The sequence below is a fragment of the Dactylosporangium darangshiense genome (assembly GCF_039537565.1).
In the GTDB taxonomy this organism is placed as follows: domain Bacteria; phylum Actinomycetota; class Actinomycetes; order Mycobacteriales; family Micromonosporaceae; genus Dactylosporangium; species Dactylosporangium darangshiense.
Genome location: NZ_BAABAT010000098.1, coordinates 1 through 12,738, shown reverse-complemented (window position 1 = coordinate 12,738; position 12,738 = coordinate 1). Strand labels below are relative to the sequence as shown.

13 protein-coding genes are annotated in these 12,738 nt (G+C 74.4%); 10 read left to right on the top strand and 3 right to left on the bottom strand.

From position 1 onward, the window contains the following. Positions 1–41: 41 nt before the first annotated feature. From ABD901_RS57075 to ABD901_RS57065, 3 genes are all read left to right on the top strand, one after another. A complete protein-coding gene (locus tag ABD901_RS57075; RefSeq protein WP_345144516.1) occupies positions 42–920 on the top strand; it encodes a potassium-transporting ATPase subunit C in 879 nt (292 codons plus the stop codon). A gap of 66 nt (positions 921–986) precedes the next feature. After that, the gene (locus ABD901_RS57070; protein WP_345144514.1) at positions 987–3,518 is read left to right on the top strand and encodes a sensor histidine kinase; all 2,532 of its coding nucleotides are present in this window, start codon (positions 987–989) and stop codon (positions 3,516–3,518) included. Continuing rightward, a complete protein-coding gene (locus tag ABD901_RS57065; protein WP_345144512.1) occupies positions 3,515–4,204 on the top strand; it encodes a response regulator in 690 nt (229 codons plus the stop codon). Before ABD901_RS57070 ends, ABD901_RS57065 begins: the two co-directional genes overlap by 4 nt. 4 nt (positions 4,205–4,208) lie before the next feature. Here ABD901_RS57065 and ABD901_RS57060 read toward each other — a convergent pair whose 3' ends face one another. Beyond that, a complete protein-coding gene (locus tag ABD901_RS57060; RefSeq protein WP_345144510.1) occupies positions 4,209–4,664 on the bottom strand; it encodes a hypothetical protein in 456 nt (151 codons plus the stop codon). Between the two features lie 133 nt (positions 4,665–4,797). Between ABD901_RS57060 and ABD901_RS57055 the strand changes: the two genes are divergently transcribed. The 4 genes from ABD901_RS57055 (at position 4,798) to ABD901_RS57040 (ending at position 8,049) form a co-directional block, all read left to right on the top strand. Continuing rightward, the gene (locus ABD901_RS57055; protein ID WP_345144508.1) at positions 4,798–6,120 is read left to right on the top strand and encodes a diaminopimelate decarboxylase family protein; all 1,323 of its coding nucleotides are present in this window, start codon (positions 4,798–4,800) and stop codon (positions 6,118–6,120) included. After that, the gene (locus tag ABD901_RS57050) at positions 6,089–6,376 is read left to right on the top strand and encodes an Lrp/AsnC ligand binding domain-containing protein (RefSeq protein WP_345144507.1); all 288 of its coding nucleotides are present in this window, start codon (positions 6,089–6,091) and stop codon (positions 6,374–6,376) included. Before ABD901_RS57055 ends, ABD901_RS57050 begins: the two co-directional genes overlap by 32 nt. Before the next feature lie 28 nt (positions 6,377–6,404). After that, positions 6,405–6,917, top strand: coding sequence for a hypothetical protein (locus ABD901_RS57045; RefSeq protein WP_345144505.1), 513 nt, complete (start codon positions 6,405–6,407; stop codon positions 6,915–6,917). A gap of 67 nt (positions 6,918–6,984) precedes the next feature. Continuing rightward, a complete protein-coding gene (locus tag ABD901_RS57040; protein ID WP_345144503.1) occupies positions 6,985–8,049 on the top strand; it encodes a magnesium and cobalt transport protein CorA in 1,065 nt (354 codons plus the stop codon). On the opposite strand, the gene ABD901_RS57035 is transcribed toward ABD901_RS57040, so the two are convergent. Beyond that, positions 7,991–8,683 carry a hypothetical protein gene (locus ABD901_RS57035; RefSeq protein ID WP_345144501.1) on the bottom strand — a complete coding sequence of 231 codons (693 nt, stop codon included), beginning with the start codon at positions 8,681–8,683 and terminating at the stop codon, positions 7,991–7,993. The genes ABD901_RS57040 and ABD901_RS57035 overlap by 59 nt on opposite strands. A gap of 10 nt (positions 8,684–8,693) precedes the next feature. Then, positions 8,694–10,100, bottom strand: a complete 1,407-nt coding sequence (gene pdxR / locus ABD901_RS57030) for a MocR-like pyridoxine biosynthesis transcription factor PdxR (protein ID WP_345144499.1) — start codon at positions 10,098–10,100, stop codon at positions 8,694–8,696. Positions 10,101–10,174: 74 nt separating this feature from the next. Here pdxR and ABD901_RS57025 point away from each other — a divergent pair, with 74 nt between their 5' ends. The 3 genes from ABD901_RS57025 to ABD901_RS57015 all read left to right on the top strand — a co-directional run bounded on the left by ABD901_RS57025 (position 10,175) and on the right by ABD901_RS57015 (position 12,622). Continuing rightward, positions 10,175–10,699 (top strand): dihydrofolate reductase family protein, encoded by a 525-nt coding sequence (locus ABD901_RS57025; RefSeq protein ID WP_345144497.1) that lies wholly within the window; start codon positions 10,175–10,177, stop codon positions 10,697–10,699. 110 nt (positions 10,700–10,809) lie between these two features. Beyond that, positions 10,810–12,117 carry a matrixin family metalloprotease gene (locus tag ABD901_RS57020; RefSeq protein WP_345144495.1) on the top strand — a complete coding sequence of 436 codons (1,308 nt, stop codon included), beginning with the start codon at positions 10,810–10,812 and terminating at the stop codon, positions 12,115–12,117. A 67-nt stretch (positions 12,118–12,184) separates the two neighbouring features. Further along, positions 12,185–12,622, top strand: coding sequence for an NUDIX hydrolase (locus ABD901_RS57015; protein WP_345144493.1), 438 nt, complete (start codon positions 12,185–12,187; stop codon positions 12,620–12,622). Positions 12,623–12,738: the final 116 nt, after the last annotated feature.

Genomic DNA, 12,738 nt, shown 5'->3' with positions numbered 1-12,738 from the left:
CTCATCGACCTCATCATCATGACCATCCCGGGGATCTCCTGATGCGCCTACCCAGCTGGCTCGCCCAGCACCTCGCCGCCCTGCGCGCCCTCGTCGCCCTGACGATCGTGCTCGGCCTGGCCTACCCGCTGCTCATGGTCGCAGTCGCCCGCATACCGGGCCTGTCCGGCAATGCTGACGGCTCCCTCATCGCCGGCGGGAAGGGCAGCTCCCTGATCGGCCAGTCGTTCACCGACCAGGACGGCAACGCCCTGAAGCAGTACTTCCAGTCGCGGCCCTCCGCGGCCGGCGACGGCTACGACCCGACGTCGACCTCGGCCAGCAACCTCGGCCCGGAGAACGTCGTCGACACGCTGCCCGACCCGAGCGTCAAGGACGACGAGGGCAAGCAGAGCCTGCTGACCCAGGTCTGCGCCCGCAGCAAGGCCGTCGGCGAGCTCGAGGGCGTCGACGGGTCGCGGCCCTACTGCACGCCGGACGGCGTGGGCGCGGTCCTGGCGGTGTACCACCGCGACGGCGCCACCGGCCCGGTGACCCGCGCCGTCAGCCTCAACGAGGCGTGCCCGGCCACCCCGTTCGTCGCCACGTGGGAGGGCGTCGACGTCGAGTGCGCAAAGTTCGGCGAGGACTACTCCGGCGGCGTCGTCACGCCGGTGCGCGGCAACGCGCCCGCCGACCCGGCGGTGCCGGCCGACGCGGTGACCGCCAGCGGCAGCGGCCTCGACCCGCAGATCAGCGTCTCGTACGCCAAGCTGCAGGCCGGCAGGGTCGCCGCCGCCCGCGGCATGTCGACCGGTGACGTCGACCGGCTCATCGACGAGCACACCGCCGGCCGGACCCTCGGGTTCATCGGAGAGCCGGGCGTGAACGTCCTGGAGCTGAACCTGGCGCTGGACGCCGGCCACCCCGTTCGCGGCTGACCCGACCGCCCGGCCCGCCGCCATCCCCCCTCGGCGGCGGGCCGGGCCCTCCGACCTGGAGCACGGATGACACGAGGACAGTTGCGGGTGTACCTGGGCGCGGCGCCCGGCGTCGGCAAGACCTACAAGATGCTCGAGGAGGGGCGCCGGCGGCTCGAGCGCGGCACCGACGTGGTCGTCGGGTTCGTCGAGACGCACGGCCGCCCCTTCACCGAGGCGATGCTCGAGGGCCTCGAAACGGTGCCCCGCCGGAACGTGCAGTACCGGGGGAGCGGCTTCACCGAGCTCGACCTCGACGCGATCCTCGCCCGCCGGCCCGAGATCGCGCTCGTGGACGAGCTCGCGCACACCAACGTGCCCGGCGGCGAGCACGCGAAACGGTGGCAGGACGTCGAGGTCCTGCTGGGGGCCGGGATCGACGTGCTGACCACGGTGAACGTGCAGCACCTGGAGTCGCTCAACGACGTCGTCGAGTCCATCACGGGGGTACCACAGCGCGAAACCGTCCCCGACGCCGTCGTGCGCCGCGCGGAGCAGATCGAGCTCGTCGACATGACCCCGGAGGCCCTGCGCCGCCGCATGGCACACGGCAACATCTACAAGCCCGAGAAGATCGACGCCGCACTCGGCAACTACTTCCGGGTCGGCAACCTCACCGCCCTGCGCGAGCTCGCCCTGCTCTGGCTCGCCGACAAGGTCGACGAGCAGCTGGACCGGTACCGGGCCGACCACGCCATCGACAAGACCTGGGAGGCCCGCGAACGCGTCGTCGTGGCGCTCACCGGCGGCCCCGAGGGCGACACCCTCGTGCGCCGCGCCGCCCGGATCGCCGCCCGCACCAAGGGCGCCGACGTCCTCGCCGTGCACATCGTGCGCGGCGACGGCCTCGTGAACGCCGACCCGGCGAACCTGACCCGGCAGCGGCTGCTGGTCGAGTCCCTCGGTGGCACCTACCACCAGGTCCTCGGCGGCGACGTGCCCCGCGCCCTGCTCGACTTCGCCCGCGGCGTCAACGCCACCCAGCTCGTCCTCGGCGCCAGCCGCCGCGGCCGCCTCGCCCAGATCCTCTCGCCCGGCGTCGGCGTCACCACCACCGCCGAGTCCGGCTCGATCGACGTGCACCTCGTCACCCACGACCAGGTGCGCCGGTTCTCGTGGCGGCGGGCCGGCACGCCGGGCGGGCTCGACCTGCGCCGCCGGCTGTTCGGCTTCGCCATCGCCCTCATCGGCTTGCCCGCCCTCACCTCGGCCCTGGACGCCCTGCGGGGCGAGATGGCGCTGCCCAGCGACATCCTCGCCTACCTCGTCCTGGCCGTCGCCGCCGCGCTCGTCGGCGGCCTCATCCCCGCGCTGATCTGCGCCGTCGGCGGCTTCCTGCTGCTCAACTGGTACTTCACGCCGCCGCTGTACCAGTTCTCGATCGCCGAGCGCGAGAACGTCTTCGCGCTCGTGGCCTTCGTGTTCGTCGCCGTCGCCGTGGCCAGCGTCGTGGACCGGGCCGCCCGCCGGGCCCGCGACGCCGCGATCGCCTCCGCGGAGGCGCAGACGCTGTCGACCCTCGCCGGCAGCGTCCTGCACGGCGACAACCCCCTCGAGGCGCTCCTCGAACGGGTCCGCGAGTCCTTCGGCCTCACGAGCGTCACGCTGCTGGAGCGCGACGACCCGCGGGAGGCGTGGTCCATCGCCGCCACCGTCGGCGGACCGCCGTGCACGGCGCCGTCCGAGGGCGAGGCCGAGGTGCCCGTCGAGGAGAACGTGTCGCTGGTCCTGCGCGGCCACCCGCTGCCCGCCGAGGCCCGCCGGCTCGTCGAGGCCTTCGCCGCGCACGCCGCCATCGCGCTGCGCCAGCGCCGCCTCGCCGCACGGGCCGCCGAGGCCGGCACCCTCGCCGAGGTCGACCGGCTGCGCACCGCGCTGCTGTCGGCCGTCAGCCACGACCTGCGCACCCCGCTCGCCTCCGCCAAGGCGGCCGTCGGCAGCCTGCGCAGCCACGACGTCGCGTTCTCGCCCGCCGACACCGACGAGCTCCTCGCGACCGCCGAGGAGTCCCTCGACAAGCTCACCCGCCTCGTGGAGAACCTCCTCGACATGTCCCGCCTGCAGGCCGGCGCCCTGGCGATGACGCTGCAGCCGGTCAGCGTCGCCGAGGCCGTGCCGCGGGCCATCGACGACCTCGGCCCGCCGGCCGCCGGCGTGCGCCTCAGCATCCCCGACGACCTGCCCGAGGTCTACGCCGACCCGGCGCTGCTGGAGCGCGTGCTCGTCAACGTCCTGGCCAACGCCGTGCGGTACAGCCCGCCCGGCAACCCGCCGATGATCGGCATCAGCGAGCACGCCGGCCTGGTCGACATCCGCGTCATCGACCACGGCCCCGGCATCCCCGCCGCCGACCGCGAGCGGGTGTTCCAGCCCTTCCAGCGCCTCGGCGACCGCGACAACGCCACCGGCGTCGGCCTCGGCCTCGCCCTGTCCCGCGGCCTCGCCGAGGCGATGGGCGGCAACCTGCAGCCGGAGCACACGCCCGGCGGCGGGCTCACCATGACCCTGACCCTGCCGGTGTACCCGGATGTCAGGCACGCCGGAAAGGCGGAACTGTGAACCGCACCCGCGTCCTCATCGTCGACGACGAGCCGCAGCTGCTGCGCGCGCTGCGGATCAACCTGCAGGCCCGCGAGTACGACGTGGTGACCGCCGGCGACGGCACCACCGCGCTGCGGGCCGCCGCCGACCAGCACCCCGACGTGGTCGTGCTCGACCTCGGCCTGCCCGACATCGACGGCCTCGACGTGCTGCGCTCCCTGCGCGCCTGGACGCCGGTCCCGGTCGTCGTGCTGTCCGGCCGGCTCGGCAGCACCGAGAAGGTCGCCGCCCTCGACGCCGGCGCCGACGACTACGTCACCAAGCCCTTCAACGTCGACGAGCTGCTCGCCCGCCTGCGCGCGGTGTCGCGCCGCCGCCCCGAGCCCGAGGCGACGCCCGCCGTGACGATCGGGGAGTACGAGGTCGACGTCGTCGCCCGCGATGTGCGCCGCGCCGACGGCACGGGGGAGCGGCTGCACCTGACCCGCACCGAGTGGCGGATGCTGGAGCTGCTGGTGCGCAATCCCGGCCGGCTCGTCGGGCATCGCGACCTGCTGCGGCACGTGTGGGGCCCGACGTACGTCGAGGAGAACCACTACCTGCGCCAGTACATGGCCCAGCTGCGGCGCAAGCTGGAGACCGACCCGGCGCGGCCGCGGCACCTGCTGACGGAGCCGGCGATGGGGTACCGCTTCCAGCCCTGAGCGGTCACCAGGTGTGCACCACGGGGCGGCGCGCCGGGTCCGGTTCGGCCCGGTGCAGCAGGGCGCGCAGCCGCGGCACCGACATGACCGCCGGGTCGGCGAGGCCGGCCAGCTCCGCGAGGGGGTGCCGCTCGGGCCAGGCGCACGACAGCCGCGGTACCACATCCGTGTGATCGCGGGCGGCGAGCAGCACGGCGGCCACGGCGGCCGGCACGTCGCGGCCCGCGGCCCGCAACAGCCGCCGCCCGTCCTTGACCTCGCCGAGCACGTGCCCGGCCGGCACGCCGGCAGCCGGCTCCGGGTCCACCACGAGCCGCAGCGCCCGGCCGAGCACCGGATGCGACCGCGCCGCCGCCTCGTCCTGCAGCACGATCCACAGCAGGCGGGCCTCGGCGGCCTCGTCGAGCAGCAGCCGGGCGGCGATGGACAGGCGGGCGCGGAACGGCACGGTCGAAGGCACGCACCGCACTGTGCCACCGGCGGCCCCGGGCGCCCAGCCGCCCTGACGAAATCTTTACGCCACAACGGTTTCGGCGTAGAGATTGCGTCAGGACACCTTGGCGAGCCGCCCGGGCGGTGCCAGCGTTGCCGTCATGACGCTCACCGAAATCCTCCCCACGCTGCGCTCCTCGCTGCCGGCCCATCTCGAGGCCGGCGTCTGGCCGGTGACGGCCCGCTGGGGCGACGGTGGCGACCTGCAGGTGGGCGGGGTGAGCCTCGCAGCCGTCGCGGCCGAGCACGGCACGCCCGCCTTCGTCGTCGACGAGGCCGACGTCCGCGGCCGCTGCCGCGACTACGCCGCCGCGTTCGGCGCCGCCGACGTCGCCTACACCGGCAAGGCGCTGCTCAGCATCGACGTCGCCCGCTGGGTAGCCGCCGAGGGCCTCGGCCTCTACGCGGGCTCCGCCGGCGAGGTCCGCGTCGCCGCCCTGGCCGGCTTCGACATGAGCCGCGTGGTGCTCTACGGCAGCGCGAAGACCCCCGAGGACCTCGACACCGCGTACGCCGCCGGCGTCGGCACCGTCGTCGTGGAGTCGCTGGGCGAGATCGCCCGCATCGCCGCGACCGCGCCCGCCGGCCAGCGCGTGCTGGTGCGCGTCCTCGCGGGCCCCGAACCGGCCGGCGGCCACGACCGCCGCTTCGGCCTGCGGGTCGCCGGCGGGGAGGCCGCGGCCGCGGTCGCGCGCATCGCCGCCCAGCCCGGCCTGCGCCTGGCCGGCTTCGACTGCTCGATCGGCCATCAGCTCAACCGCTTCAGCCTGTACGAGCAGGAGATCCGCCGGCTGTGCGCGTTCGCCGCCGAGATGCGCCGCGCGCACGGCATCGAGCCCGAGCAGATCAACCTCGGCGGCGGCCACGCCGTCGCCTACCGCCCGGCCGAGCTCGGCCTGGCCCTGGAGGCGTTCGCCACCCGGATGCGCGGCGTGCTGCGCCTGGAGGCCGGCCGGCACGGCATGCCCGCGCCGCGCCTCACCGTCTCGCCCGGCCGCGCCGTCGTGGCCAGGGCCGGCGTCACCGTCTACCGGGTCCTCGCCGTGACCCGGACCCCCGACGGCGACCGCCTCGTCGCCGTCGACGGCGGCATGTCCGACTGCCCGGCCACCGCCCTGTGCGGCAGCCGCCACAGCGCCGTCCTCGTCGGCCGCGCCGGCCGCGCGATCGCCGGCCCCGCGGTCGTCGTCGGCCGGCACAACGACGCCGACGACGTGGTGGTCCCCGACGCGGAGCTGCCCGCCGACGTGCACCCCGGCGACCTGCTCGCCGTGGCCGGCACCGGCGCCTACCACCACGCCCGCGCCACCAACTTCCACCTCGTCGCCCGCCCCGCCCTCGTCGCCGTCGCCGACGGCCGCGCCCGGGCCCTGGTCCGCCGGGAGTCCCTCGATGACGTCCTCGCCCGCGACCTGGGCCGGTGACGTGCAGGCGGTCGTGCTGGTGCGCACCGTCGACCCGGGGGCCGCGCGGCTGCAACGGCTGCTGCGGCGCGTGCCGGGCGTCAGCGCGGCCTGGTACCTCGCCGGCGACGCCGACCTGCTGCTGCTCGTGTCCTGTCAAGGCCTGCCGGAGCTGCGCCGGCTGATCACCCGGCTGCGCATCGAGGGCGGCGCCACCGCCACTACCACGCACCTGGTCCTGCGCCGCCTCGACGCCGGCGCCGACCAGGCGAGCTGAGCCGCCCGCCGGCTGGGAAGAGGACGTCATGGCAATGCAGACCGAACGGTTCGACCGGCTCGACGGCCTGGCCGCCGCCGTCGACCGGCTGGGCGCCGACGAGACCCGCACGGCCCGCGAGTTCGCCGTCGCCCGCGCGAAGATCGCCGCGCATGGCCTGCCGGCCCCGTCCCGGGCCGCCCCGGTGCTGCGGGCCAGGCTGCGGCAGGTCGCCGCGCTGGCCCGCCGCGGGCAGTGGCCGCGCGCCGCGGCCGACCTCGCGGCGGTGGAGGAGGCGTTGTCCGTCGCCCGGCGGCGCGCGGACGGCCTGTACGAGATCGCCGCCGGGCTGCTGCACCGGCGCGACGAGCTGCGGGACAGGCTCGAGGCGTACCGCAGGAAGGCCGCCGCGGCCGGGCTCGCCGGGGACGGCGGCCTCGCGGAGGACCACGAGCGCGCCCGGCGGCTGTTGTACACCGCGCCGTGCGACCTGCGCGCGAGCGCCCGCGCCGTGCACGCCTACCGGCTGGCGCTGGCCGCCCGGCTCGAGGCGCGACGGTAAACGCTGCATGACGCTCTCGCTGCGGCGCGCCGAGCCGCCCGCAGTGGCGATTGCTGGAAGGTGACACATGTTCCCGATCCGGGAAGCGAAGCGGCCCGCGGCCGCGCCGGCGCCGGTCGAGGCGCGCTGCGACGACGACGCCGTGGTGGACTGCGCGCTCTACGTCGACGGCGTGCGCCAGCCCGCCGGTCCCTGCCTCGCGGACCTGCTCGCCGCGGCGGAGGCGACGCCGTCGGGGTTCGTGTGGATCGGGCTGCACGAGCCGAGCCCGGCGAAGATGGCCGAGGTGGCCAAGGTGTTCGACCTGCACCCCCTGGCGGTCGAGGACGCCCTCTCGGCGGACCAGCGGCCGAAGCTGGAGCGCTACGAGGAGACCGCGTTCCTCGTCGTGCGCGCCGCCCGCTACGTCGAGCACACCGAGGTGACCGAGACCAGCGAGGTGCTCGAGACCGGCTCGGTGCGCATGTTCGTCGGTGCGCGGTTCGTCGTCACCGTCCGGCACGGCACCGTCGGCGGGCTGCGGGCCGTGCGCGCCGACCTGGAGGCGAACCGGGCGCTGCTGGCACAGGGCCCGTGGGCGGCCGTGCACGCCATCTGCGACCGCATCGTCGACGTGTACCTCGACATCGCCGCCGCGTTCCAGCGCGACCTCGACGCCGTCGAGGCGCGCGTGCTGCGCCGCGAGGCGAGCGCCGGGATCGGCCAGATCTACCAGCTCAAGCGGGAGCTGGTCGAGTTCCGGGCCGCGGTGCTGCCGCTGCAGCAGCCCCTGGCCACGATCCTCGACGGGCGCACGGTCAAGCTCACCAAGGAGGTCCGCCGGTACTTCCGCGACGTCGCCGACCACAACACGCGCGTGGCCGACCGCGTCGGCGGCTTCGACGACCTGCTCAACTCCATGCTGCAGGCCCGCCTCGCGCAGGTCACCGTCGACCAGAACAACGACATGCGCAAGATCGCCTCCTGGGCGGCGCTCGCCGCGCTGCAGACCGCGTTCGCCGGCGTCTACGGCATGAACTTCAAGTACATGCCCGAGCTGCAGTGGCGCTACGGCTACCCCGCCCTGCTGCTCGTCATGCTGCTGACGTCGGCGTTGCTGTACCGCCGCCTGCGCCGCTCGGGCTGGCTCTGACCCGCGGGTGGCGGCTCAGGTGGGCGCGGAAGCACTGCAGGTCCTCGAGCGGCAGGGGCGCCAGTTCGCGCAGCAGCCGGACGTGGCGGTTGTCGACAGGGCGCTCGTCGTCCGCGCGTATTTCCGGCGTGACCTCGTCCGCGCGGCCGGCGATCGCGAGGAAGTCGCCGCGGCGCAGGCCGAGCGCATCGCCGATCTCGCCCAGCACGAGGGTCGAGACGACGGCGGCGGGGTTGCCCCGGATGCCCTCGTACATGACCCGGCGTACCGTCGACACCGCCAGACCGGCGTCGGCGGCCACCCATTCGTAGGGCATGTTGCGCACGAGCATCAGGCGCTGCACAACGCCGCCGACCGTCACCGGCGCCAGCGGCGGCAACGGGTCGGGCGCCGGTCGGCCGGGGTCGGCCAGCCCGCGCGCGAAGCGGCAGAGCTCCTCGAACTCCGCTCGGCTGCGGCCCCAGGCCTCGTGCCTGATCTCGACGAGGAGCTTGTCGGCGCCCGTCGCACCCGGCCGGTAGCGCCCCGGGAGCTCGCCGCCGGCGATGGCGAACCTGTCGGCCGGGTGCAGGTCCAGCTCCTCCGCGCTCGTGCCGCGATACGCGCACAACCGCTCCAGCGGCGTCGAATCCATGCCGCCCAACCTATCCGGGCGGGGCGAGCAGGTCGGCGATGCGGGCGATGCCGGAGCGGATGGCGGGCTCGTTGAGGTCGCCGAAGCCGAGGACGAGGGCCGGACGGCCGATGCTGCCCGGGATTCGGTACCGCATGAGCCCGTGCAGCAGCACCGAGCGCCCGGCGGCCTCGGCCACCACCGCGGCCTCGTCGGCGCCGCCGGGCAGTTCGGCGAGGGCGTGGAACCCGGCGTCGAGCCCGGTCAGGCGCAGGTGCGGCGCGTGGCGGCCCAGCGCGTCGGTGAGCGCGGCCCGCTTGGCGGCGTAGGCGCGGCGCATGCGGCGCAGGTGCGCGTCGTACCGCCCGGACTCCACCAGGCGGGCGAGCGCCAGCTGGTCCAGGCCGGGGCTGCCGCGGTCGCTGCGGTGCTTCTCCTCGGCGATCGCGGCCGCGAGGCGGGGCGGTGCGAGGAGCCAGCCGAGGCGCAGCGTCGGGCCGAGGGACTTGCTGACCGAGCCGATGAGCACGACACGGTCCGGTGCGAGCCCCTGCAGCGACCCGACCGGCCGCCGGTCGTAGCGGAACTCGGAGTCGTAGTCGTCCTCGATCACCACGCCGCCGCGCTCGTCGGCCCAGCGCAGCAGCTCCTGGCGGCGCTCGGGGGCCAGCGCGACGCCGGTCGGGGTCTGGTGCGCCGGGGTCAGGATCGCCGCCGTGGCACCGGACGCGGCGAGGGCCTCGACGACGAGGCCGTGCTCGTCGACCGGCACCGGCACGGGTCGCAGCCCCGCCCGGCACACCTGTCGGGCCAGCTCGCGGTGGCCGGGGTCCTCGACGGCCACGGCCGTGTCGCCGCGCTCCCGCAGCGCGCGCAGCGCGAGCCCGAGGCCCTGCGTGAAGCCGCCGCAGACGACGACGTCGCGCTCCTCGACGCAGGCGGCCCGCACCCGCCGCGCGTACGCGGCCAGCACCGCCCGCAGCCGCGGCGCGCCGGCCGGGTCCCCGTAGCCGATGTCGGCGCGCGACGCGGTCCGGGCCGCCTCGCCGCAGGCCCACAGCCAGTCCCGCATCGGGAAGCTGCCGAGATCCGGCCGGCCGGGCGAGAAGTCGATCGCCGGGCCCGACGGCGGCCCGGGCGCGGGCGGCGCGGCGGCGGCCGGCCGCGCGGCGAGGGCCACCCGGGTGGCTCCGCCGGGCGTCGCCGCCAGGTACCCCTCCGCCGCCAGCTGCTCGTAGCTGCCCTGCACCAGCCCGCGCGACAGCCCGAGGTCGGCGGCGAGGCGCCGCGACGACGGCAGCCGCTCGCCGGCCCGCAGCCGCCCGGACCGGATCGCCGCGCGCAGCGTCGCCTGCACCTGCGCGCCGAGCGTCCCGCGCGAGCCCCGGTCGAGCTGCAGCAGGATCTCCGGCGTCAGACCGGACCACTCGACCGCCATGGAACTGGACCTTAACGGTGGGCCGGTCGCCGCCGTACGTTCGGGGTGATCGACACAACGATGGGGGAGACAGCGTGATTCGGTGGCACTTCACCATGTCCCTGGACGGGTTCGTGGCCGGACCCGAGCACTCGATGGACTGGATGACCGGGTTCACGGTCCGGCCGGGACTGGTCGACGAGTACGTCGGGAGCACCGGCGCGATCCTCGGCGGCCGCCGGGGCTGGGACGCACCGGGCGACCGCCGCCCGTACGGCGGCATGTGGAAGGGCCCGATCTTGGTGCTCACGCACCATCCGCACGACGCCGAGCCCGCCGACGGCGTGACGTTCCTCGACTGCGACGTCGCCGAGGCCGCCCGCATCGCCCACGCGGCCGCCGGCGACAAATATCTCGAGGTGCACTCGCCGACCATCGGCCGCCGGCTCCTCGAGCTCGGCATGCTCGACGAGATCGACCTGCACATCGCCCCGATCCTGCTCGGCGACGGCATCCGCCTCTTCGACAACCCGGGCGGCGCGCCGGTCCGCCTGCACCGCCTCGGCGACGGCGACCCGCTCGCCGCGCTCAGCGTGCGCTACCGCCCCGCCGGAGGCTGACCTCGATCCGACAGCCCGGCCCGTCGGTGTGCGTACAACGACGCGGTCGGGCCGGCGCGTCCGAGGCACGGTGTAGACCTCTACAGCTTTCGATGCTCAAGGGGTACACCATGATGAAACGACGAAACCGCTGGCTGGTCCGGGCCGTGGTGTGCCTGGCGGCCATCGCGTCCGGGCTCGTTCTCGCGCCGCAGGCGGCGCCCGCCTACACCCTGCAGACCTTCAACGGCGCGTGCAACGGCCCCGGCCAGGACCCGCTCAAGTTCGGCAAGGGCACGGTGAACGTGGTGCTGCACTACGGCGAGTCGAAGGCGCTGTTCTTCGACATCCTGAAGATCCTCGCCGTGATGCGCGACGTGCACGACCAGATCAACCAGATGGGCGGCAGCAGCGTCCACATCGGCTCGGTCACGGCGACCACGGACCCGTTCACGTTCGGCACGCCGTTCTCCGACACCACGCCGACCATCCACGTCGGCTTCGCACCGAGCCTGGCCGACCCGTCGTTCGACGGCGAGGGCTCGCCGCTGAAGCCCGCCAACTCGTGCACGTACACCGAGGCCCACGTCGCGTTCCTGGACTTCGACACCCACCGCTGGACGTTCGGCGACCCGGCCGACTTCTGGCTGGCCGGGGCGAGCGACACGGCCACCGCCGTGTGCAAGCCGCCGACGCCGCCGGGCACGCCCAACTGCGCGACGGTCAACCCGACCTACTTCCAGCCGGTGTACCTGCACGAGCTGCTGCACGCCTTCGGCCTCGCGCACAGCGACAGCACCTTCTCCTTCATGAACTACGGCGATCGCCCCTGGGCGAACCGGCCCGCCGGCGACAAGATCCGCCCGCTGCCCGACGACCTGCGGGCCATGCGGTACCTGTACCCGGACACCTCGAACGACCGGTACGAGATCGGCGTGCTGGACAACTGGGACGACGACTCGACCCTGTCGAGCATCGCACCGAAGGCGGCCTACGCCAGGCCGCTGTGCGCACCGAGCCTCGGCACGGACTTCGACAGCGCACCCGGGCACCGCTTCGCGTACTACCCGTGCGGCACCGGCGGCCCCAACGCCGGCTCGATCGTCGCGTGCGAGGGCGACAGCCTCAAGACCCGCTTCGCGCTGGTGAACTACGGCACCGGCGACGTCGAGGGGACCGTGTCGCTGTACTTCTCCACCGACAGCACCTTCGACCTGGGCTCCGACATCTACGCGGGCGACCTCGACACCTCGCTCGTCGCCGCCGGCTCCAAGCTGCACTCGCGGGCCTGGAAGGTGCCGGCACTGACCTCCGGCACGAAGTACTACACCATCCTCTACGTGACGATGTGGAAGCCGGCGGCCACGGGCGCCGCCGTCGACCCCGCCACGATGAGCTCCGACTGGATCCCCCTGCGCGGCACCATCGAGGGCTGCTAGGAATAGGTGGTGCCCCTGAGCTCGGGGCACCACCTATCAGCAACTGATGGTCACTACACTCGCGCAGGTGCCGCTCGATCGCGCCCCCATCTCGCGCCCGAGCGTGCGGGTACTGCTCATCGACGACGCCGACCGGTTGCTGCTGTTCTCGGCAGGTGAGCGCGCCGACGGAACCCTTCGCTGGTTCACGGCCGGCGGCGGCGTGCACCCCGGTGAGAGCCATGAGCAGGCGGCACTGCGGGAGATTCGCGAGGAGACCGGCCTCACCGACGTAACGCTGAGCCGGGAGGTGTGGCGCGGACGACCGTGGACCACGGTCCGAAACGGCGTCACCTATGAAATCGAGCAGCGCTACTACCTAGCCCGCGTAACAGCCTTCGAGATCGACACATCCGGCTTCGAGGACTTCGAGGGGGCAACCATCACCGGCCACCGGTGGTGGACCGTCTCAGATCTGGCCGCGACGAACGACACATTGCGGCCCGCCGGGCTCCCTCAGCCCTGATCCACCGACGAGGTCTCGGTGCCCGGCCGGTCCAGCCCGATGATCTTGGACGCGGGTCAGGGCGTGTGGGAGTGACCGGCCGGGTTGCCGGTGCGCTCGATGGTCGAGGGAAGTCT